We start from the raw sequence: 21,279 nt of genomic DNA, 5'->3' as shown, positions 1-21,279 counted from the left end.
TGCGGCGAAACCACCGTCCAAGCGTTCAGTTTGTGCCTGCCCAGAAGCCTTTGAATACTTGGAGTCCCCAGAGATGAACGACATGGCCCAGCTGGTCCCCGCACTGCCCGACAGTATCTTCCGCGCCTATGACATCCGTGGCGTGGTCGGCAAGACCCTGCATGCCGAGACCGCTTACTGGATCGGCCGCGCCATTGGCGCCCAGACCCTCGCCCAGGGCGAACCGCAGATCTCGGTCGGCCGCGACGGTCGCCTGTCCGGCCCGATGCTGGTCGAGCAACTGATCAAGGGCCTGGCCGACGCCGGTTGTCAGGTCAGCGATGTCGGCCTGGTGCCGACCCCGGCGCTGTACTACGCCGCCAATGTGCTGGCCGGCAAGTCGGGCGTGATGCTCACCGGCAGCCACAACCCGTCGGACTACAACGGTTTCAAGATCGTCATCGCCGGCGACACCCTGGCCAATGAACAGATCCAGGCCCTGCTGACCCGCCTGAAGACCAATGACCTGACCCGTGGCGATGGCCGCGTGGAAAAGGTCGAGATCCTTGAGCGCTACTTCCAGCAGATCGTCGCCGATGTGAAACTGGCCAAGCGCCTGAAGGTGGTTGTCGACTGCGGCAACGGCGCGGCCGGCGTGGTCGCTCCGCAACTGATCGAAGCGTTGAACTGTGAGGTGATCCCACTGTTCTGCGAAGTCGACGGCAACTTCCCCAACCACCACCCGGATCCGGGCAAGCCCGAGAACCTGGAGGACCTGATCGCCAAGGTGAAAGAGACCGGCGCCGATATCGGCCTGGCCTTCGATGGCGACGGTGACCGCGTAGGTGTGGTGACCAACACCGGCAGCATCGTCTACCCCGACCGCCTGCTGATGCTGTTCGCCCAGGACGTGCTGTCGCGCAACCCGGGCGCCGAGATCATCTTCGACGTCAAATGCACGCGCCGCCTGACCCCGCTGATCGAACAGCACGGTGGCCGCGCGCTGATGTGGAAGACCGGCCACTCGCTGATCAAGAAGAAGATGAAACAGACCGGCTCGCTGCTGGCCGGCGAGATGAGCGGGCACATCTTCATCAAGGAGCGCTGGTACGGTTTCGACGACGGCATCTACAGCGCCGCGCGCCTGCTGGAGATCCTCAGCAAGGCCGGGCAGGACGCCGAAAGCCTGTTCGCCGCGTTCCCCAATGATATTTCCACGCCGGAAATCAACATTGATGTGACCGACGAGGGTAAATTCAGCATCATTGATGCACTGCAACGCGACGCCGATTGGGGCGAAGCCAGCCTGACCACCATCGACGGTGTGCGGGTCGACTACCCCAACGGCTGGGGCCTGGTTCGCGCCTCCAACACCACACCGGTGCTGGTGCTGCGCTTCGAGGCCGACAGCGCCGCAGAACTCGACCGAATCAAGGCTGTATTCCGCACGCAGCTGCTGCGGGTCCAACCAGGCCTGCAACTGCCGTTCTGACGACTATCCGTTCCTTACCTGGAGCCCTGCATGACCCTCGATCGCGATGCCGCTTCCCATGTAGCCGAGGTTTTGTCCGAAGCACTGCCTTACATCCGCCGCTTCGTCGGCAAGACCCTGGTGATCAAGTACGGCGGCAACGCGATGGAGAGCGAGGAGCTCAAGACCGGCTTCGCCCGTGACATCGTGCTGATGAAGGCCGTTGGCATCAACCCGGTGGTGGTGCACGGTGGCGGCCCGCAGATCGGCGACCTGCTCAAGCGCCTGTCGATAGACAGCCACTTCATCGATGGCATGCGCGTGACCGACGCGGCGACCATGGACGTGGTGGAAATGGTCCTGGGCGGCCAGGTGAACAAGGACATCGTCAACCTGATCAACCGCCACGGCGGCAGCGCCATCGGCCTGACCGGCAAGGATGCTGAGCTGATCCGCGCCAAGAAGCTCACCGTCACCCGCCAGACGCCGGAGATGACTACCCCGGAAATCATCGACATCGGCCATGTCGGCGAGGTCGTCAGCGTCAACACCGACTTGCTGAACATGTTGGTCAAGGGTGACTTCATCCCGGTGATCGCGCCGATCGGCGTGGGCGCCAACGGCGAGTCGTACAACATCAACGCCGACCTCGTGGCCGGCAAGGTGGCCGAAGCGTTGAAGGCCGAGAAGCTGATGCTGCTGACCAACATCGCCGGCCTGATGGACAAGCAGGGCGAGGTCCTCACGGGGCTGAGCACCGAGCAGGTCAACGAACTGATCGCCGATGGCACCATCTACGGCGGCATGCTGCCGAAGATCAAGTGCGCACTGGATGCCGTCCAGGGTGGCGTGAACAGCTCGCACATCATCGACGGTCGCGTGCCGAATGCCGTGCTGCTGGAGATCTTCACCGACAGCGGCGTGGGCACGCTGATCAGCAACCGCAAACCACGCTGATCCAGCTGTAATCCTATCGCGGGGCAGGCCCGCTCCCAGCTGGGAGCAGGCCTGCCCCGCGATGCATCCATCCCCGCCCACTCAAAAAGATGGCTTATAGCCATTACCCTTGATGTTTGACTATCAAGAATCCCGGTAGACTGCCGAAACAACGTGACAGCATGCTTGCTCGTTACGAATAGTTTCTATTTACCTGGAGAACACGCGTGAAATACGCATCACAAGGACTCGTGCTGGCAGCCGCCCTGGCTGTCGGGTCCATCGCCGGCTGTGCCACCGAAACCTCCACCGCTGTTGCCGTGCAACAGGTCGAAAGCGTCAGTCGTCCCTACAGCGGCGTGCGCACGCCGATCGCCGTGGGCAAGTTCGACAACCGCTCCAGCTACATGCGCGGCATCTTCTCCGACGGCGTCGACCGCCTCGGCGGCCAGGCCAAGACCATCCTGATCACCCACCTGCAGCAGACCAACCGCTTCAACGTGCTGGACCGCGACAACATGGGCGAGATCCAGCAGGAAGCGGCCATCAAGGGCCAGGCCCAGCGCCTGAAGGGCGCCGACTTCGTGGTGACCGGCGACGTCACCGAGTTCGGCCGCAAGGAAGTCGGCGATCACCAGCTGTTCGGCATCCTCGGCCGCGGCAAGACCCAGATCGCCTACGCCAAGGTCGCCCTGAACATCGTTAACATCAGCACATCCGAAGTGGTCTATTCGAGCCAGGGCGCCGGTGAATACGCCCTGTCCAACCGTGAAGTCATCGGCTTCGGCGGCACCGCCAGCTACGACTCGACCCTCAACGGCAAAGTGCTCGACCTGGCCATGCGCGAAGCTGTCAACAAGCTGGTGGGCGCAGTCGAAAGCGGCCAGTGGAAACCACAGGCGCAATAACAAGCACAACACGACAAGGAAGACCGTTCGATGAGCATCACCTACCCGGCCTGGCGCACTGTCGCCGGGCTGCTGCTGGGCAGCGTCCTGCTGGCCGGCTGCAATTCGCCCAAGACCCTGTACCAGTGGGAAAGCTACCAGCCCCAGGTATACGGCTACCTCAAAGGTGACGCCAAGGAAGAACAGGTCACCGCCCTGGAGCGCGACCTGGAGAAGATCAAGGCCAAGAACGGCGCAGTGCCACCGGGCTACCACGCGCAGCTGGGCCTGCTGTACTCCAGCCTGGGCAAGGATGACCAGATGATCCAGCAGTTCCGTACCGAAAAAGCGCTGTTCCCTGAGTCGGCGGCCTACATGGACTTCCTGATGAGCAACGCCAGCAAGGGAGCCCAGCAATGATCAAGCGCCTGACCCAACTGATCGTCGGCGCCTGCGTGCTGGCCCTGTTCGCCGGCTGCGCCGAGCGCAAGAGCATCGACTATTCGGCCTACAAGCAGAGCCGACCGAAGTCGATCCTGATCCTGCCGCCGCTGAACGAGTCGCCCGACGTCAAGGCCACCTACAGCATGCTGTCCCAGGTCACCTATCCGCTGGCCGAGGCCGGCTACTACGTGATGCCGGTGGCGCTGGTGGACGAGACGTTCCGCCAGAACGGCCTGACCACGCCGGCCGATATCCACCAGTTGCCCACAACCAAGCTGAACGAGATCTTCGGCGCCGACGCCGGCCTGTACGTGACCGTCAGCGACTACGGCACCCGCTACATGGTGCTGAGCAGCGCGACCATCGTCACCGCCAGCGCCAAACTGGTCGACCTGAAGACCGGTGCCACCTTGTGGACCGGCAGTGCCACGGCCTCCAGCGAGGAAGGCAAGCAGAACCAGGGTGGCCTGATCGGCATGCTGGTGGCGGCGGCCATCAACCAGATCATCAGCAGCGTGCAGGATGATGCCGGCTACCCGATCGCCGGGATGACCAGCGCACGCCTGCTGACGCCCTACCCGAATGGCGGGATCCTCTACGGGCCACGTTCGCCGAAGTACGGCACAGACTGACACGACGCGCAGGCGGCCCAAGGGCCGCCTTTCTTTTCCAGTTCGGAAAAATCCTACCGCCAGCACGGACAGGCACTACAACACGCATCTCTGCCAGCCGACTAGCATTCCAACTCCACCCCATCGGAGATACAGCGATGCAGAAAGAACTGGTCAAATATGGCAGCGATGTTTCCGCAGGCAGCTACGAATGCGCCGACTGCGGACGCAAGTACTCCAACCAGGGCAAGACCTCGATGCCTCCCTACCCTGACTTCACCCCCGGCACCCACCCCAAGCGTGGCTGGAAGATCCTCACCGGCGTCGGTGATGCCGTGCAGGACCCTTACCCGAACCGCAGCTGAACCGCAGGCACGAAAAAGGCGACCCGAAGGTCGCCTTTTTCGTGCCTGCGGGCCGGTCAGATACCGTACTGCGCGCGGTAGGCCTCGACCGCCGGCAGGTGCTGCTTGAGCTGCGGATCGTCGGCCAGGAACTCCAGCACCTGGGTCAGCGAGACGATGCTGACCACCGGGATACCAAAGTCGCGTTCGACTTCCTGGATCGCCGACAGCGCGCCATTGCCGCGCTCTTCGCGGTTCAGTGCGATCAGCACACCGGCGGCCTTGGCCTGCTGGGCGTTGATGATCTGCATGACCTCGCGGATCGCGGTGCCGGCGGTGATCACGTCGTCGATGATCAGCACGTCACCGGCCAGCGGGGCGCCGACCAGGCTGCCGCCCTCGCCGTGGTCCTTGGCCTCTTTGCGGTTGAAGCACCACGGCACGTCGAGCTGGTGCTGCTCGGCCAGGGCCACGGCAGTGGCCGCCGCCAGGGGAATGCCCTTGTAGGCCGGGCCGAACAGCACGTCGAAGGGGATCTTGCTGTCGACGATGGCCGCCGCGTAGCAACGTCCCAGCTGCGCCAGGGCGGACCCGGTATTGAACAGGCCGGCATTGAAGAAGTACGGGCTGGTACGCCCCGATTTCAGGGTGAACTCACCGAAGCGCAGAACGCCGCGATCGATGGCAAAACGGATGAAGTCGCGCTGATACGGCTGCATGAAAGGTCCCGGACACCACGGATTTAGCTAAATGTGTTGAGCTCGGGTATCATACACGCACGAGATTTTTGGGGCCATTTATGCGGATCATCAGTGTGAACGTAAATGGCATTCAGGCTGCGGCCGAGCGTGGATTGCTCAGCTGGTTGCAAGCCCAGAATGCCGACGTCATCTGCCTTCAGGATACCCGCGCCTCGGCCTTTGAACTCGACGACCCAGCTTTCCAGCTCGATGGCTATTTCCTTTACGCCTGCGACGCGGAGGTGCCCACCCAAGGTGGCGTGGCACTTTACTCGCGCATGCAGCCCAAGGCAGTCATCACCGGCCTGGGCTTCGAGACAGCCGACCGCTACGGGCGTTATCTGCAAGCAGATTTCGACAAAGTCAGTATTGCCAGCCTGTTGCTGCCTTCGGGCATGAACGGGGACGAAGACTTGAACCAGAAGTTCAAGTTGATGGACGACTTCGCCAAGTACCTGGACAAGCAACGCCGCAAGCGTCGCGAGTACATCTACTGCGGCTCGTTCTACGTGGCGCAGCAGAAGCTCGACATCAAGAACTGGCGTGACAGCCAGCAGTCGCCGGGCTTCCTGCCGCCCGAACGCGCCTGGATGGACGCCATCGTCGGCGACATGGGTTACGTCGATGCCCTGCGCGAAGTCAGCCGTGAAGGCGACCAGTACAGCTGGTGGCCGGACAACGAGCAGGCCGAGATGCTCAACCTGGGTTACCGGTTCGACTACCAGATCCTCACCCCAGGCCTGCGCCGTTTCGTGCGCAACGCCCGCCTGCCGCGCCAGCCGCGCTTCTCCCAGCACGCGCCGCTGATCGTGGACTACGACTGGACGCTGACCATCTGAGAATGGCACGCACAAAAAAGCCGACCATCAGGTCGGCTTTTTTGTGTCTATCTGATCGGCCGCCAGATGAAGGGATAGCGATACGGCTGCCCTTCATTGGCCTTGACCGCTGCCAGGATGATCAGGATCAGCACCGTCACCATCAGCACGGCGAACAGCAGGATGCCGATGAACACGAACATCAGCAGGAAGCAGACGAAGCCGGCGATGGTCACGCTGATTTGAAAGTTCAACGTCTCCTTGCCCTGGGCATCGATGAACGGATCCTGCTCGCGCTTGAGGTGCCACAGCACCAGCGGGCCCAGCAAATGCCCAAGGGGCAGCACCAGCCCCAGGAGCGCCGAGAGGTGGCAGAACATCGCCCATTGCCGGACATCGGCGCTGGGCGGGGTGATCGGTAGATCCGAATCGTTCATGTCCCGCACCTCCCTGGCGTCTGCTCAGTCGGCGAGCGCCGCTTTCTGCAGTTCGAAGATCTCGTCCATGCCCTTCTGCGCCAGCGCCAGCATGGCGTTGAAGTCGGCAGGCTGGAACGGCGCGCCCTCGGCAGTGCCCTGTACCTCGATGAAACCACCGGCGCTGGTCATGACCACGTTCAGGTCGGTCTCGGCGGCGGAGTCCTCGAGGTAGTCGAGGTCGAGCACGGCCTCGCCCTGGTACATGCCCACCGATACCGCGGCAATCATGTGCTTGAGCGGGTTGCCACCCTTGAGGCCGCCACGTTTCTTGATCACCGCCAGGGCGTCGCACAGGGCAACCATGGCGCCGGTGATCGAGGCAGTGCGGGTGCCGCCGTCGGCCTGGATCACGTCGCAGTCGACGTACAAGGTGATGTCGCCGAGCTTGCTCATGTCCAGCGCAGCGCGCAGGGAGCGGCCGATAAGGCGCTGGATCTCCAGGGTGCGGCCGCCTTGCTTGCCACGGCTGGCCTCGCGCTGGTTACGCTCGCCGGTGGAGCGCGGCAGCATGCCGTACTCGGCGGTCAGCCAACCTTGGCCCTGGCCTTTGAGGAAGCGGGGAACACCGTTCTCGACGCTGACCGTGCAGATGACCTTGGTGTCACCGAACTCGACCAGAACCGATCCTTCGGCGTGCTTGGTGTAGTTGCGGGTAATGCGGATCGAGCGGAGCTGATCGGCGGCGCGACCACTTGGACGTTTCATCTGGAATACCTGTACGGGGACATTTGAATCTGCCGAGCATTATAGAGCCCGACGCCCGGCGAAGGCACGCCTGTCGTCGCGCTTGCGCAGCCTGTCGTGTTTTCCGACAGGTTTCGGGGCGACCGTTAGCATGGCTGGATTGGGCGCCCACGCCGCACTGCGCTACAATCCTGCGCCTTGCAGCCGACAGGCTCTCCGTCCACCTGAATACGCGAGGTACTCCCCATGGTGCATAGCATGACCGCTTTTGCTCGTGTCGAGCGCGCTGGCAGCCAAGGCACCCTGGTCTGGGAGCTGCGCTCGGTCAACCACCGCTATCTCGAACCCCACCTGCGCCTGCCCGAGGCCCTGCGCGACCTCGAAGGCGCCGTACGCGAAGGCCTGCGCCAAGGCCTCTCGCGCGGCAAGGTCGAGTGCACCCTGCGTCTGAGCGAGGACAGCACCGGCAAGCCACTGCAGGTCGATCGCGAACGTGCCGCGCAACTGGTCGCCGCCGCCGAAACCGTCGCCAGCCTGATCAAGCAACCGGCACCGCTCAACCCGCTTGAAGTACTGGCCTGGCCGGGCGTGCTGGTGGCCGACGCCACCGACCCGCAAGCGCTCAATGCCGAAGCCATCGCACTGTTCGACGAAGCCCTGACCGAACTCAAAGCCGGCCGCCAACGCGAAGGCGCCGAACTGGCCCGGCTGATCAACGAGCGCCTGGACAGCATGGCCGGCGAAGTCGCCACCCTGCGCGCCCTGGTGCCGCAGATGCTCGCCGCACAGCGGCAGAAGGTCCTCGACCGCTTCAGCGACATGCAGGCCGAGCTCGACCCACAACGCCTGGAACAGGAGATGGTCCTGCTGGCGCAGAAAAGCGACGTCGCCGAAGAGCTGGACCGCCTCAGCACTCACGTCACCGAAGTACGCCGGGTACTCAAGTCGGGCGGCGCCGCCGGCCGGCGCCTGGACTTCCTGATGCAGGAGCTCAACCGCGAAGCCAACACCCTTGGCTCCAAGGCATTCGACCCACGCAGCACGCAGGCGGCAGTCAACCTGAAGGTGCTGATCGAACAGATGCGTGAACAAGTACAGAACATCGAGTAAGGCCACCCCTACCATGAACCACAGCAGCGGCACCCTCTACATCGTCTCGGCCCCGTCCGGCGCCGGCAAGACCAGCCTGGTCACGGCCCTGATCAAGGACGACGAGCGCGTCCGCGTCTCGGTCTCCCACACCACCCGCGCCATGCGCCCGGGCGAGGAACACGGGGTCAACTATCACTTCGTCGTCCACGAAGAGTTCAAGGCACTGATCGCCCAGGGCGATTTCCTCGAGCACGCCGAAGTGTTCGGCAACTTCTACGGTACTTCGCGCAGCGCCCTGCAGGAAACCCTCGACCAGGGCTACGACCTGATCCTGGAGATCGACTGGCAAGGTGCCCAGCAGGTGCGCAAGCTGATGCCCGAGGCGCGTTCGATCTTCATCCTGCCGCCAAGCCAGGAGGCCCTGCGCCAACGTCTGGACGGCCGCGGCCAGGACAGCGAGGAAATCATCGCCGGACGGATGAAAGAGGCGGTCAGCGAGATGGTGCACTACGACGAATATGAGTACGTCATCATCAATGATGACTTCGATGTGGCGCTGGATGACCTGAAAGCGGTGTTCCGCTCGAACCGGCTACTGCTCAAGAAACAACAACAGCGCCATGAGGCGCTGCTGAAACAACTGGTCGGCTGAAGACAGCCGGGGTCTCTGCGAGGCCCATTCGCCGGCAAGCCGGCTCCCACATGGATCACGCCACCTCGAGTCAAGCATCGTACCTGTGGGAGCTGGCTTGCCAGCGAATGGGGCGCAAAGCGCCCCCAGCTGTTATTCCTGCAACTGGATAGTGGCCTGCTGACGCAGGGTAGCCCCCAGGAAGTACGCCGGCGCACGCAGCCGCGACAGCAGCATCAGCACGATGCCCAGCGCCGAGATGATCGCCGCGATCACGAATACCAGCCCCAGCCCCCCAACATGCGAGCCACTGCCGAAGTCCGGCGAGGCGCTGTCGATCGCCGTGCGCAGGAAGATCACCGACAGGATCAGACCACCCACCAGCGGGCACACACCGCGCATGAAGAAGTGGCGCACGCTGTCGAACAGGCTGCGGCGGAAGTACCACACGCAGGCGAAGGCGGTCAGCGAATAGTAGAAGCAGATCATCATGCCCAGGGCGGTGATGGTGTCGGCCAGCACGTTCTCGCTGAGGGTACGCATGGTCACGTAGAACAGGCCTGCGGCAATACCGGCACAGATGGTCGCGTAGCGCGGCGTCTGCGAACGCGGGCAAACAGTGGCGAAGCGTTGCGGCACTGCGCCGTAGTAACCCATGGCAAGCAGGGTGCGCGCCGGCGAGACGAAGGTCGATTGCAGCGAGGCGGCGGTGCTGGCCAGCACCGCGATCGACATCAGGATCGCCAGCGGCCCCATGACCGGGCCGGCCAGGTGGGCGAACACGTTCTCCTGGATGCGCGGATTGTTCAGGCCCAGGCCGTGCTCACTGATCCCGGCAAACTGCAGGGTGGCGATGGCGGTGAGCAGGTACAGGCCGAGAATCAGCAGCACGGTCCAGGTTGCCGCCTTGCCCGGTACTTCATCGCTGCCGATCGACTCTTCGCTGACGGTCAGGCACACGTCCCAGCCCCAGAAAATGAAAATCGACAACGACAGGCCGGCGGCAAAGGCCGAGAACGACTCGACACCGAACGGGTTGAACCAGGCCAGGTCGAACGCCAGCGGCGGCGGCGCGGTGGTCTCGCCGAACGCTGCGAAGGCGAAGCCGATCAGCACCAGCAACTGCAAGGCCACCAAGCCGTACTGCACCGTCATGGTGGTGGCCATGCCGCGACAGCAGATCCACACCGCCAGGGCGATGAACACGCAACAGGTGGTGACGTTGATCAACAGGTTGTCCGCCAACGCGGCCAGCTCCTGGTTGCCGGTGATCTGGGCCAGGAACAGGTAGAAGAAGTCCACCGCCACGCCTGCCAGGTTGGATAGCACGATGGTGGTGGCGACCACCAGCCCCCAGCCGCCGATCCAGCCGATCATCGGGCCGAAGGCCCGGGCCGACCAGGTGAAGGACGTGCCGCTGTCGGGCTCCGCCGAGTTCAGCTCGCGGTAGCCCAGGGCGACCAGCAGCATCGGCAGGAAGCCGACGATGAACACCGCCGGCAGGTGGGCGCCGACTTCACGCACGGTCGGGCCGAGCGCGCCAGTCAGGGTGTAGACCGGCGCAATGGTGGAAATGCCCAGCACGACGCTGGCCAGCAGACCGAGGCGGCCCTTGGCCAGGCCCTTGCTGCGCTGGGTGTTGCCCGAGTCGGCCGCCACGTCGGGGGGGCGGCCGGCTTCTGTGTAATCGCTCATGAGTATTTGCCGTAACTATTGGAATTGTTTTCACAGGCCCGCCGTAGCGGGCCCGCTTCCACTCATTGAAAGCTCACTGCCGGGGTGGGTCATCCGAGACTACCGGGTGACGTCAGAGGATCTTCTGGCGCACACCCTCCCGTGCAGCATGGGCAATGCAGGCCTCGCGGAACGCCTCGAACAGGCGCAGCGAAACCGGGTTTTCGGCGAAACGCCATTCAGGGTGCCACTGCACGCCGAGTACAAAGCCCGGCGCATCAGGCATCGACACCGCTTCGATCAGGCCATCCGGGGCCCGTGCCTCGACGCGCAGGCCCGGGGCCAGGCGGTCGATGCCCTGGCTGTGCAGCGAGTTGACCTCGAACCGCGCAGCCAGGCCCAGGCGCTCGAGCACCCCACCCGGCTGTATGCCGACGGGGTGACGAGGGCCGTATTGCACCTCCAGGGGTGCGTCCTCAGGTTCGCGGTGGTCCAGGTAGCCGGGCAATTCCTGCACCCGTTGGTGCAGGCTGCCACCGAGGGCCACGTTCAGTTCCTGGAAGCCACGGCAGATGCAGAACACCGGCACACCCGCGGCAATGGCCGCCTGCAGCAGCGGCAAGGTCAGGCGGTCACGTGCAAGATCGTGCCGGGTGCCTTCCGCGCTGGGCGCGCCATTGTAATGATGCGGCTCGACATTTGAAGGCGAACCGGTAAAAAGAATGCCATCGAGCCTGGCCAGCAGCGTCTGCGTGTCGCTGCCGCCGTCACGGGCCGGCAGGATCAGCGGCAGCCCGGCAAAGCCCGCGGCCTCGACATACTTGTCGCCCACCGTGTGCGACGAGTTCTTCCCCACCTGCTGGCGGCAGGCGCTGACACCGATCAAGGGGACCGCAATTGCGCTCATGGGCTTACACCGTGTGCAGGTACCAGTTGTACTCGAGGTCGGAGATCGACACTTCGAACTCGGCCAGCTCGCTTTCCTTGCAGGCCACGAAGATGTCGATGTAGTCCGGGCTGATGTATTGGTTGAGGACTTCGCTGTCATCCAGCGCGCGCAGGGCATCACGCAGGTTGTTCGGCAGGCTCTGCTCCAACTGCTCGTACGAGTTGCCCTCGATCGGCGCGTCCGGCTCGACCTTGTTGGTCAGGCCGTGGTGGATGCCGGCGAGGATCGCCGCGAGCATCAGGTACGGGTTGGCATCGGCGCCGGCCACGCGGTGCTCGATGCGCACGTTCTCGCTGCTGTCGGTCGGCACGCGGACAGCCACCGTGCGGTTGTCCAGGCCCCAGCTCGGCGCGTTGGGCACATAGAACTGTGCACCGAAGCGACGGTACGAGTTGATGTTCGGGCAGAGGAATGCCATCGATGCCGGCATGGTTTCCAGCACGCCACCAATGGCGTGGCGCAGGGCGTCGCTTTGCAGCGGGTCGGCATTGGCGAAGATGTTCTTGCCGGTTTTCTTGTCCAGCAACGAAATGTGTACGTGCAGGCCATTGCCCGCCTGGCCCGGATAGGGCTTGGCCATGAAGGTGGAGTCCATCTCATGGTCGTAGGCGACGTTCTTGATCAGGCGCTTGAGCAGGATCGCATAGTCACAGGCCTTCAGCGGGTCGGCGACGTGGTGCAGGTTCACCTCGAACTGCGCCGGGGCGCTTTCCTTAACGATGGCGTCAGCCGGCAAGCCCTGCTCCTTGGCAGCTTCGAGCATGTCCTGCAGGCAGTCGGCGTATTCGTCGAGATCATCGATCAGGTACACCTGGGTCGACTGCGGGCGCTTGCCTGAAATCGGCGAGCGCGGCGGCTGCGGGCGACCGTTGAGGTTGTCCTGGTCGATCAGGTAGAACTCCAGCTCGAACGCGGCGCAGATATCCAGGCCCAGGTCGTCGAACTTGCTCACCACCTGGCGCAGCACTTCCCGCGGGTCGGCGAAAAACGGCGCGCCGTCCAGCTCATGCATGGTCATCAGCAACTGGGCGGTCGGGCGTTTCTGCCAGGGTTCGTCGCACAGCGTGCCGGCAATCGGGAAACAGATGCGGTCGGCGTCACCGATGTCCAGGCCCAGCCCGGTGCTTTCGACGGTCGAGCCGTTGATATCCAGGGCAAACAGCGACGCCGGCAGGTTGATGCCCTTCTCGTACACCTTGTGCAGGCTGGCGCGCTCGATGCGCTTGCCGCGCACCACGCCGTTCATGTCGGAGATCAGCAGGTCGACGTACTGGGTATCCGGATGGGCATCCAGGAATTCATTCATCTCGCGGGAAGAACTGGCGCACGGGGAGACCGACGTCATGGCTGTACATCCTTTGATTCGGAGCGGCGATGTGGGAACTGCGGATGACGCCTTGTAGGGCGACGATGGTGCTGCTGTTGTTCTTTTCACTGGCCCATCGTTGGGGGCTGGTTGCCGACCGGCTGCATTGATTCCCGGGGGCCGTTCCACTATAAAATGGCCAAAACGCAACAGACATTGGCATTTAGGCAAGCAGAGCGTGCACCGATGCAATATCAGATCAACCATGCGGACCTTTCCCTGGTCCTGGCACTGGAGCGCGGCCGCTCGCTGGCCAAGGCAGCCGAACTGCTCAAGGTCGACGTTTCGACGGTGTTCCGCTCGATCCGCCGGCTGGAGTCGGCGCTGGGCACCGCCTTGTTCGTCAAGAGCCGTAAAGGCTACCTGCCCACCGACACCGCCCAGGCCCTGGCCGAGCAGGCCGAGCGCGCCGAACAGGCACTGGATGCGGCGCGCATCGCCCTGACCAGCGGCGAACAGGTGGTCAGCGGCACCGTGCGCCTGACCTGCACCGAGGCCGTGCTGCACAGCCTGCTGCTGCCGGCGCTGGCCGAGTTCATGCCCAACTATCCGGCGTTGTCGCTGGAGATGGGCACCTCCAACACCTTCGCCAACCTCAGCCGTCGCGATGCCGACATCGCCCTGCGCCTGACCAACACGCCGCCGGAGCATCTTGTCGGGCGCTGCCTGGGCTCGACCTCCTACGTGGTCTGCGGCCAGCCGGCGCTGCGCGAGCGGCTGCAGGAGGCGCCCCTGAGTGTGCCCTGGATCGCCCCCGACGATTCCATGCAGGACCACGCCACCGTGGTCTGGCGCAACCAGCAGCATCCCGGCCTGATCCCGCGCTACCAGTGCAGCGGCATGTCGACCATCGCCCAACTGGTGACCACCGGCCTGGGCGTGGCGGCGCTGCCCGACTACATGGTCCACGACCTGCCCGGCGTCGAGGCGCTGAGCGGCCCGCTGCCCGGCTGCGACACCCAGTTGTGGCTGCTGACGCGGCCCGATTGCCGTGCCCTGCGTTCGGTGCAGACGCTGTTCGAGGAGCTGACCCCGCGCCTGCGCGACGCAATGTTGCGTTAACGCGCCAAGGACGGTTGTTTTCGGGCAACAAGAACCGTTATCGTCCGAATCAGGACACGGGCTGCTTCGCGGGCAAGTCCGCTTCCACAGGGCCCGCAAAGCGATTCCAACAGCATCGGAGGAAGGCCACCCGATAAAACAGTCCTTCCCTATTGGCTGGTGATTTTTTAAACTATCGAGTCCGCCTGCCCATTCTGGGCTGCACGCCTAACCGCATTTGCTACTGAGGAAGACCATGGCCCGCGTAACTGTTGAAGACTGCCTGGAACACGTGGATAACCGCTTTGAGCTGGTCATGCTCTCGACCAAGCGCGCCCGCCAGCTGGCTACCGGCGGCAAAGAGCCACGCGTTGCGTGGGAAAACGACAAGCCTACCGTCGTCGCCCTGCGTGAAATCGCCGAAGGCATCGTCACGCCAGAGTTCATCGCCGCCGAAGAGATCGTCACCGAGGATCCGGTATTCGCCGCGTTCGAGGACGAGAACAACGAGGCCGTCTGATTGATGCCCAGTCGACACCGTGCGGCGCAAGGCCCTCTTCTACTGCAAGAGGTGAAACCATGCCGGGTATAGAAGCCCTCGCCGAACGGCTGTCGACCTATCTGGGCCCCGAACAGGTCAACCTGGTTCGTCGGGCCTACTTCTACGCCGAACAGGCCCACGATGGCCAGCGCCGCCGCAGCGGCGAGCCCTACGTGACCCATCCGCTGGCGGTCGCCAGCATCCTCGCCGACATGCACATGGACCATCAGAGCCTGATGGCGGCCATGCTGCACGACGTGATCGAAGACACCGGCATCGCCAAGGAAGCCTTGAGCCAGCAATTCGGCGAGACCGTCGCCGAACTGGTCGACGGGGTCAGCAAGCTGACCCAGATGAACTTCGAGACCAAGGCCGAGGCGCAGGCCGAGAACTTCCAGAAGATGGCCATGGCCATGGCCCGCGATATCCGCGTGATCCTGGTCAAGCTGGCCGACCGCCTGCACAACATGCGCACCCTGGAAGTGCTCTCCGGCGAGAAACGCCGGCGCATCGCCAAGGAAACCCTCGAAATCTACGCCCCCATCGCCAACCGGCTGGGGATGCACACCGTGCGCGTGGAATTCGAGGACCTCGGCTTCAAGGCCATGCACCCGATGCGCTCGTCGCTGATCCACCGGGCGGTGAAGGCCGCGCGCGGCAACCGCAAGGAAATCGTCGCCAAGATCGAGACCTCGCTGGCCAACTGCCTGGCCGCCGACGGTATCGAAGGCGAGGTCAGCGGCCGGCAGAAACACCTCTATGGCATCTACAAGAAGATGCGCGGCAAACGCCGCGCCTTCACCGAGATCATGGACGTGTACGCCTTCCGCATCATCGTCGACAAGGTCGACACCTGCTACCGCGTGCTCGGCGCCGTGCACAACCTGTACAAGCCACTGCCGGGTCGCTTCAAGGACTACATCGCGATCCCCAAGGCCAACGGCTACCAGTCGTTGCACACCACGCTGTTCGGCATGCACGGCGTGCCCATCGAAATCCAGATCCGCACCCGCGAAATGGAAGAGATGGCCAACAATGGCATCGCCGCGCATTGGCTGTACAAGTCCAACGAGGAAGAGCAGCCAAAAGGCAGCCATGCCCGCGCCCGCCAATGGGTCAAAGGCATCCTCGAGCTGCAGCAGCGCGCCGGCAACTCGCTGGAATTCATCGAGAGCGTGAAGATCGACCTGTTCCCGGACGAGGTCTACGTCTTCACCCCCAAAGGCCGGATCATGGAGCTGCCCAAAGGCTCCACCGCGGTCGACTTCGCCTACGCGGTGCACACCGACGTCGGCAACAGCTGCATCGCCTGCCGCATCAATCGCCGCCTGGCGCCGCTGTCCGAGCCGCTGCAGAGCGGCTCCACCGTCGAGATCGTCAGCGCACCGGGCGCCCGGCCGAATCCGGCCTGGCTCAACTTCGTGGTCACCGGCAAGGCGCGCACGCACATCCGCCACGCTCTCAAACAGCAGCGCCGCTCCGAGTCCATCAGCCTTGGCGAGCGCCTGCTGAACAAGGTACTGACCGGCTTCGACAGCAGCCTGGAAAAGATTCCCCAGGAGCGTATCCAGTCGATCCTCACCGAGTATCGCCTGGAGCTGGTCGAGGACCTGCTCGAAGACATCGGCCTGGGCAACCGCATGGCCTACGTGGTCGCCCGACGCCTGTTGTCCGCCGAAGGCGAGCAGCTTCCGGCCCCGGAAGGCCCGCTGGCGATCCGCGGTACCGAGGGCCTGGTGCTCAGCTACGCCAAATGCTGCACGCCGATCCCGGGCGACCCGATCGTCGGCCACCTGTCGGCGGGCAAAGGCATGGTCGTGCACCTGGAAGACTGCCGTAACATCAGTGAAGTCCGCCATAACCCGGAAAAGTGCCTGCAGCTCTCCTGGGCCAAGGACATCACCGGCGAGTTCAACGTCGAGCTGCGCGTCGAGCTGGAACACCAGCGCGGCCTGATCGCCCTGCTGGCCAGCAGCGTCAATGCCGCCGACGGCAACATCGAGAAAATCAGCATGGACGAACGCGACGGCCGTATCAGCGTGGTCCAACTGGTGGTCAGCGTGCACGACCGCGTGCACCTGGCCCGTGTGATCAAGAAGCTGCGCACCTTGACCGGCGTGGTCCGCATCACCCGGATGCGTGCGTAGTCCGCCAACCGCAAGGAGTCATCATGAGCAAGACCGTCATCACCAGCGAAAAAGCCCCTGCCGCCATCGGCACCTACTCGCAAGCGATCAAGGCTGGCAACACCGTGTACATGTCGGGTCAGATCCCTCTCGACCCGAAGACCATGGAGCTGGTCGAAGGCTTCGAAGCCCAGACCGTCCAGGTGTTCGAGAACCTGAAGTCGGTGGCTGAAGCTGCTGGCGGTTCGTTCAAGGACATCGTCAAGCTGAACATCTTCCTCACCGACCTGAGCCACTTCGCCAAGGTCAACGAGATCATGGGCCGTTACTTCGAACAGCCTTACCCGGCCCGCGCCGCCATCGGCGTGGCCGCGCTGCCGAAGGGTGCCCAGGTCGAGATGGACGCCATCCTGGTCCTCGAGTAATACCCCGGTGACGGGCCGAGGCCCGTCACCCCCTCCTGCCTCAAGGTTTTCACCATGCGCCACGCATTGCCTCTCACGCTGGCAGCCCTGCTCCTGGGCGGCTGCGCCAGCCACAAGCCTGAAGATTTCAACGGCACCTGGATCAACCAGGCCGCCATCGATGCCGCCAGCAAAGGCACCAGCCTGCGCCAGGCCCTGGATGCCAAGGGCCCGGTGTTCGAGTGGAAGATCGACGTCAAGAACCAGCAGGCCAGCTTCAGCAATGGCTTCGAGGCCGCCGACGGGCGCCTGAGCGCCAACGAGAAGGACTGGCAGGTCACCTTCGAAGGCGACCTGACCGAACAGCTCAAGCTCGATGGCGACGAACTCGTGGCGATCGACCCCTCCGGCCATGAGCAGACCTTCGTGCGCAGCAAGGCGTCAGAAGGCGCTGCACTGGGCGGCAGCTTCGAGAAGGCGCTGTATCAGCAATACCTGGGCGGCGACTGGAAGATCGTCGAGGGCCAGGGCAAGGGCGCGCTGGTGCGCTTCAGCGATACCGGCAACGTCACCGGCCTGCCCGGCCCGGACCGCTTTGCCCTGTGCCTGGCGGGTGACTGCGCGACCATGGGCGATGGCAACGACAGCCTGTGGCTGGAGCGCAACCAGCGTGGCGCCCCGTGGATCTTCAAGCGCGATGGCGACACCCTGGAGATCTTCCAGGCAGTCAACCGCGCCCAGCCGGATGAGATGCCGCAACTGACTGCCGGCGCCCGGCAGTGGGTGCTGGAAAAGGATTAGCCATCAGCGCGGCGACCCGACTGGCCCCGTGATGGGGCCGGCTCTCTCAACCACGCCCTTGGAGAATGGCCGCATAGCCTTCTTTATAACTCGGATACTGCGGCCCCCATCCTAGCGCCCGCGCCCGCGCATTGCTGCAACGCTTGCTGCCGGTACGCCGCACCCGCTGCTGGTCCGACCACTCGGTGACCCCCAGGTACTCGCGCAGCCAGCCCACCACGTCAGCCAGCGCTGCCGGGTCGTCATCGACACCGATATAGCAGTCGTCCAGCACCACACCCCGGGCATCGGCCTGCAGCAGGTGCGCCAGCAAACCAGCGGCATCCTCGGCGTGAATGCGGTTGCCGTACAATGGCGGCTCCTCGGCCACTCGGTAGCCTTGGCGTACCTGGCTCAGCAACCACTCACGTCCCGGTCCGTAGATGCCGGTCAGGCGCACGATGCTGGCGGGGATGCCGCTACCCAGCGCCAGGCGCTCCGCTTCGAGCATCACCTTGCCTGAATACCCCTCAGGTGCGGTGGCTGCGCTCTCGTCGATCCACTCACCATCCTGTTGTGCATAGACACTGCTGCTGGAAACGAACAGCAGGCGACGCGGCCGCTGACCCTTGGTTTTCAACCAATCGAGCACATGGCGCAAACCGTCGACATAGGCGGCCTGGTAGCCCGCTTCGTCATGCTGGCTGGCCGCCACGCAGTACACCAGGTAGTCCGGCGCGCGCGTGGGCCACGCTTCCGGCAGGCGCGGGTTCGACAGGTCGGCGGCAACGGGCCGCACCCCTTCGGGCAGGTCCCGCACCGACCGGCGCAGGCCATCGACCTGCCACCCATCGGCGAGCAACTGGCGGGCCAGACGGCCTCCCACATCGCCGCAGCCGACGATCAACGCACTCAGGTCCGACATCATGAAACTCCAAATCCAAAGGTTCACGCTAACCGGATTTAGCGATCAGCGGCTAGACAAAGGTTAAAAAAAGCGCTCTCCATTCTTTTGTTAACAAGAATTACTTGCAATAATGGCGGCCCTGTCTGTTCTCGGCCTGCTTCGAGGCCTTGAAGAACTCAACCCATTTCTCTTCATCAGGTCCGGCCAGCATGACACGTACTCAACCTTCCGCTTCGCCAACCCCGTCGCGCGCCTGGCGCGCCATTGCCGCGCTGATGTTCAGCCTGGTACTGGCCCCTGTGGCCATGGCCGATGAGCCCACCGCCGCCGCACCGGCAGCCGCCAGCGCCCCGGCCGCGCCAGCCGCCGAAGGCCAGGCACCGGTAGCCGCGCCAACCGACGCGCCTGCCGACGCCAACGCCCCAGTGGATGGCCAGGCACCGGCCGACGAGAACGTGCAGGCGATGGTCGAAGACACCTCGCTGGGCATGGCCCACGACCTGTCCCCATGGGGCATGTACAAGAACGCCGACGTGGTGGTGAAGGCCGTGATGATCGGCCTGGCCATCGCCTCGATCATCACCTGGACCATCTGGATCGCCAAAGGCTTCGAGCTGATGGGCGCCAAGCGCCGCCTGCGTGGCGAGATCGCCGCCCTGAAACGCTCGGTGAGCCTGAAAGAGGCCAGCGAGGTGTCGAACAAGGAAGGCACCCTGGCCCACACCCTGGTGCATGACGCCCTCGAAGAGATGCGCCTGTCGGCCAACGCTCGCGAGAAAGAAGGCATCAAGGAGCGCGTCAGCTTCCGCCTCGAGCGTCTGGTGGCCGCCAGCGGTCGCACCATGAGCAGCGGTACCGGCGTGCTGGCCACCATCGGCTCCACTGCCCCGTTCGTCGGTCTGTTCGGTACCGTGTGGGGCATCATGAACAGCTTCATCGGCATCGCCAAGACCCAGACCACCAACCTCGCCGTGGTCGCCCCAGGCATCGCCGAAGCCCTGCTGGCCACCGCCCTGGGCCTGGTTGCCGCGATCCCGGCCGTGGTCATCTACAACGTCTTCGCCCGCTCCATCGCCGGCTACAAGGCACAGGTGTCCGACGCCTCCGCCCAGGTCCTGCTGCTGGTCAGCCGTGATCTGGACCACCAGGGTGGCGAACGCGCCGCCCCGCACATGGTGAAAGTGGGGTAAACCATGGGCCTGCATCTCAACGAAGGTGGCGACGACCTCGCCGAGAACCACGAAATCAACGTCACGCCGTTCATCGACGTGATGCTGGTGCTGCTGATCATCTTCATGGTCGCGGCGCCCTTGGCCACGGTCGACATCAAGGTCGACCTGCCCGCCTCGACCGCCAAGCCCGCGCCGCGGCCCGAGAAGCCGGTGTTCGTCAGCGTCAAGGCCGACAAGAAGCTCTACCTGGGCGACGACGAGGTGGCCCAGCGCGACCAGCTTGGCGCGATGCTCGATGCCAAGACCAAGGGCGACAAGGAAACCACCATCTTCTTCCAGGCTGACAAGGGCGTCGATTACGGCGACCTGATGGAAGTGATGAACACCATGCGTGCCGCTGGCTACCTCAAGGTCGGCCTGGTCGGACTCGAGACGGCAGCCAAGAAATGACGAAAACGCGCTCAAACATGGCGCGCTACGGTGGCAGCCTGGCGATCGTGCTGGGAGTGCACGCGGTCGCCGTGCTGCTGACGCTCAACTGGTCGGTGCCCCAGGCCCTCGAGTTGCCGCCGGCAGCGATGATGGTCGAGCTGGCACCGCTGCCAGAGCCCGCGCCACCGCCACCGCCCAAGGCCGCCCCGAAACCGCCGACGCCGATCGAGGAGCCGCCGCTGCCCAAGCTGGCAGAGGCGCCGAAGCCGAAGATCGCCATCCCCAAGCCGCCCAAGCCCAAGGCCAAGCCACAGCCGCCCAAGCCTGAGAAAAAGCTGGAGCCGCCGAAGGACGAACCGCCGGCCAAGGACGATGTGGCGGATACACCGCCCAGCAACACGCCACCGCAGAAGTCGGCGGCGCCGCAGCCAAGCATCGCGTCCAACAGTAATGCCCTGCCGAGCTGGCAGAGCGACCTGCTGCGCCACCTGGCCAAGTACAAGAAGTACCCCGAGGACGCTCGCCGCCGTGGATTGCAGGGCATCAACCGCCTGCGTTTCGTGGTCGACGCCGAAGGCAAGGTGGTGTCGTACACGCTGGCCGGTGGTTCGGGCAGCGCGGCGCTGGACCGGGCCACGCTGGAGATGATCCGCCGTGCCGGCACGGTACCCAAGCCTCCGGCGGAGTTGCTGAACAATGGCACGATCGAAGTGGTTGCGCCGTTCGTGTACTCGCTGGACCGACGCTGACGTTTTTGTTTCTGTCACAAAA

The 21,279-nt window shown here is 64.1% G+C and carries 23 protein-coding genes and 1 pseudogene; 17 read left to right on the top strand and 7 right to left on the bottom strand.

Features of this window, described 5'->3' with window-relative positions:
* Positions 1-97: 97 nt before the first annotated feature.
* From AC3WL2_RS19315 to AC3WL2_RS19290, 6 genes and pseudogenes are all read left to right on the top strand, one after another.
* Positions 98-1,471: pseudogene (locus tag AC3WL2_RS19315) on the top strand (phosphomannomutase/phosphoglucomutase); the annotation flags it as partial.
* Positions 1,472-1,501: 30 nt separating this feature from the next.
* Positions 1,502-2,407 (top strand): acetylglutamate kinase, encoded by a 906-nt coding sequence (argB, locus tag AC3WL2_RS19310; RefSeq protein WP_023629901.1) that lies wholly within the window; start codon positions 1,502-1,504, stop codon positions 2,405-2,407.
* Between the two features lie 206 nt (positions 2,408-2,613).
* Entirely contained in the window at positions 2,614-3,294 is a 681-nt protein-coding gene (locus tag AC3WL2_RS19305) for a CsgG/HfaB family protein (RefSeq protein WP_102684804.1), read from the top strand.
* A gap of 30 nt (positions 3,295-3,324) precedes the next feature.
* Positions 3,325-3,693 (top strand): DUF4810 domain-containing protein, encoded by a 369-nt coding sequence (locus AC3WL2_RS19300; protein ID WP_102684805.1) that lies wholly within the window; start codon positions 3,325-3,327, stop codon positions 3,691-3,693.
* Entirely contained in the window at positions 3,690-4,349 is a 660-nt protein-coding gene (locus AC3WL2_RS19295) for a DUF799 domain-containing protein (RefSeq protein WP_102684806.1), read from the top strand. The genes AC3WL2_RS19300 and AC3WL2_RS19295 overlap by 4 nt, the downstream gene beginning before the upstream one ends.
* Before the next feature lie 137 nt (positions 4,350-4,486).
* A complete protein-coding gene (locus AC3WL2_RS19290) occupies positions 4,487-4,693 on the top strand; it encodes a hypothetical protein (protein ID WP_102684807.1) in 207 nt (68 codons plus the stop codon).
* A 56-nt stretch (positions 4,694-4,749) separates the two neighbouring features.
* On the opposite strand, the gene pyrE is transcribed toward AC3WL2_RS19290, so the two are convergent.
* Positions 4,750-5,391, bottom strand: coding sequence for an orotate phosphoribosyltransferase (gene pyrE, locus AC3WL2_RS19285; protein ID WP_102684575.1), 642 nt, complete (start codon positions 5,389-5,391; stop codon positions 4,750-4,752).
* An 80-nt stretch (positions 5,392-5,471) separates the two neighbouring features.
* On the opposite strand from pyrE, the gene crc reads away from it, so the two are divergent.
* Positions 5,472-6,251: a catabolite repression control protein Crc gene (crc, locus tag AC3WL2_RS19280; protein ID WP_023629898.1), complete on the top strand. Its 780-nt coding sequence runs from the start codon at positions 5,472-5,474 to the stop codon at positions 6,249-6,251.
* Positions 6,252-6,298: 47 nt separating this feature from the next.
* Here crc and AC3WL2_RS19275 read toward each other — a convergent pair whose 3' ends face one another.
* The gene (locus AC3WL2_RS19275) at positions 6,299-6,667 is read right to left on the bottom strand and encodes a DUF4870 domain-containing protein (protein ID WP_102684576.1); all 369 of its coding nucleotides are present in this window, start codon (positions 6,665-6,667) and stop codon (positions 6,299-6,301) included.
* A gap of 24 nt (positions 6,668-6,691) precedes the next feature.
* Complete coding sequence (gene rph, locus AC3WL2_RS19270; RefSeq protein WP_046857587.1) at positions 6,692-7,414, bottom strand: ribonuclease PH; 723 nt, start codon at positions 7,412-7,414, stop codon at positions 6,692-6,694.
* 225 nt (positions 7,415-7,639) lie between these two features.
* Between rph and AC3WL2_RS19265 the strand changes: the two genes are divergently transcribed.
* Both AC3WL2_RS19265 and gmk read left to right on the top strand, forming a co-directional pair.
* Positions 7,640-8,503 carry a YicC/YloC family endoribonuclease gene (locus AC3WL2_RS19265; protein WP_102684577.1) on the top strand — a complete coding sequence of 288 codons (864 nt, stop codon included), beginning with the start codon at positions 7,640-7,642 and terminating at the stop codon, positions 8,501-8,503.
* 13 nt (positions 8,504-8,516) lie between these two features.
* On the top strand, positions 8,517-9,137 hold the full coding sequence (gene gmk, locus AC3WL2_RS19260) for a guanylate kinase (protein WP_102684578.1): 621 nt from the start codon (positions 8,517-8,519) through the stop codon (positions 9,135-9,137).
* A gap of 132 nt (positions 9,138-9,269) precedes the next feature.
* Here gmk and AC3WL2_RS19255 read toward each other — a convergent pair whose 3' ends face one another.
* The 3 genes from AC3WL2_RS19255 to AC3WL2_RS19245 all read right to left on the bottom strand — a co-directional run bounded on the left by AC3WL2_RS19255 (position 9,270) and on the right by AC3WL2_RS19245 (position 13,084).
* A complete protein-coding gene (locus AC3WL2_RS19255; RefSeq protein WP_046857590.1) occupies positions 9,270-10,811 on the bottom strand; it encodes an APC family permease in 1,542 nt (513 codons plus the stop codon).
* Positions 10,812-10,923: 112 nt separating this feature from the next.
* Positions 10,924-11,697 carry a gamma-glutamyl-gamma-aminobutyrate hydrolase family protein gene (locus AC3WL2_RS19250; RefSeq protein WP_102684580.1) on the bottom strand — a complete coding sequence of 258 codons (774 nt, stop codon included), beginning with the start codon at positions 11,695-11,697 and terminating at the stop codon, positions 10,924-10,926.
* A 4-nt stretch (positions 11,698-11,701) separates the two neighbouring features.
* Positions 11,702-13,084, bottom strand: coding sequence for a glutamine synthetase family protein (locus AC3WL2_RS19245; RefSeq protein ID WP_102684581.1), 1,383 nt, complete (start codon positions 13,082-13,084; stop codon positions 11,702-11,704).
* 207 nt (positions 13,085-13,291) lie between these two features.
* Here AC3WL2_RS19245 and AC3WL2_RS19240 point away from each other — a divergent pair, with 207 nt between their 5' ends.
* The 5 genes from AC3WL2_RS19240 to AC3WL2_RS19220 all read left to right on the top strand — a co-directional run bounded on the left by AC3WL2_RS19240 (position 13,292) and on the right by AC3WL2_RS19220 (position 18,018).
* Positions 13,292-14,167, top strand: a complete 876-nt coding sequence (locus AC3WL2_RS19240; RefSeq protein ID WP_102684582.1) for a LysR family transcriptional regulator — start codon at positions 13,292-13,294, stop codon at positions 14,165-14,167.
* A 235-nt stretch (positions 14,168-14,402) separates the two neighbouring features.
* Positions 14,403-14,666: a DNA-directed RNA polymerase subunit omega gene (gene rpoZ / locus AC3WL2_RS19235; RefSeq protein ID WP_008091595.1), complete on the top strand. Its 264-nt coding sequence runs from the start codon at positions 14,403-14,405 to the stop codon at positions 14,664-14,666.
* Between the two features lie 59 nt (positions 14,667-14,725).
* Positions 14,726-16,834 carry a bifunctional GTP diphosphokinase/guanosine-3',5'-bis pyrophosphate 3'-pyrophosphohydrolase gene (gene spoT / locus AC3WL2_RS19230; protein ID WP_102684583.1) on the top strand — a complete coding sequence of 703 codons (2,109 nt, stop codon included), beginning with the start codon at positions 14,726-14,728 and terminating at the stop codon, positions 16,832-16,834.
* Between the two features lie 23 nt (positions 16,835-16,857).
* Positions 16,858-17,238 (top strand): RidA family protein, encoded by a 381-nt coding sequence (locus tag AC3WL2_RS19225; RefSeq protein ID WP_102684584.1) that lies wholly within the window; start codon positions 16,858-16,860, stop codon positions 17,236-17,238.
* Positions 17,239-17,292: 54 nt separating this feature from the next.
* A complete protein-coding gene (locus AC3WL2_RS19220) occupies positions 17,293-18,018 on the top strand; it encodes a hypothetical protein (protein WP_102684585.1) in 726 nt (241 codons plus the stop codon).
* A 46-nt stretch (positions 18,019-18,064) separates the two neighbouring features.
* Here AC3WL2_RS19220 and AC3WL2_RS19215 read toward each other — a convergent pair whose 3' ends face one another.
* Positions 18,065-18,922 carry an SDR family oxidoreductase gene (locus AC3WL2_RS19215; protein ID WP_102684586.1) on the bottom strand — a complete coding sequence of 286 codons (858 nt, stop codon included), beginning with the start codon at positions 18,920-18,922 and terminating at the stop codon, positions 18,065-18,067.
* Positions 18,923-19,113: 191 nt separating this feature from the next.
* On the opposite strand from AC3WL2_RS19215, the gene exbB reads away from it, so the two are divergent.
* From exbB to AC3WL2_RS19200, 3 genes are read left to right on the top strand one after another with little or no spacing between them, the layout of a single operon-like run.
* Entirely contained in the window at positions 19,114-20,094 is a 981-nt protein-coding gene (exbB, locus tag AC3WL2_RS19210; RefSeq protein ID WP_102684587.1) for a tonB-system energizer ExbB, read from the top strand.
* 3 nt (positions 20,095-20,097) lie between these two features.
* Positions 20,098-20,526, top strand: coding sequence for a TonB system transport protein ExbD (exbD, locus tag AC3WL2_RS19205; protein ID WP_023632733.1), 429 nt, complete (start codon positions 20,098-20,100; stop codon positions 20,524-20,526).
* Complete coding sequence (locus AC3WL2_RS19200; protein WP_046857596.1) at positions 20,523-21,257, top strand: energy transducer TonB; 735 nt, start codon at positions 20,523-20,525, stop codon at positions 21,255-21,257. Before exbD ends, AC3WL2_RS19200 begins: the two co-directional genes overlap by 4 nt.
* Positions 21,258-21,279 lie beyond the last annotated feature (22 nt).

It is taken from the genome of Pseudomonas sp. FW305-96, assembly GCF_058783825.1.
Note: the sequence above shows the minus strand (reverse complement) of the source record. Positions and strands in the feature narration are given on the sequence as shown.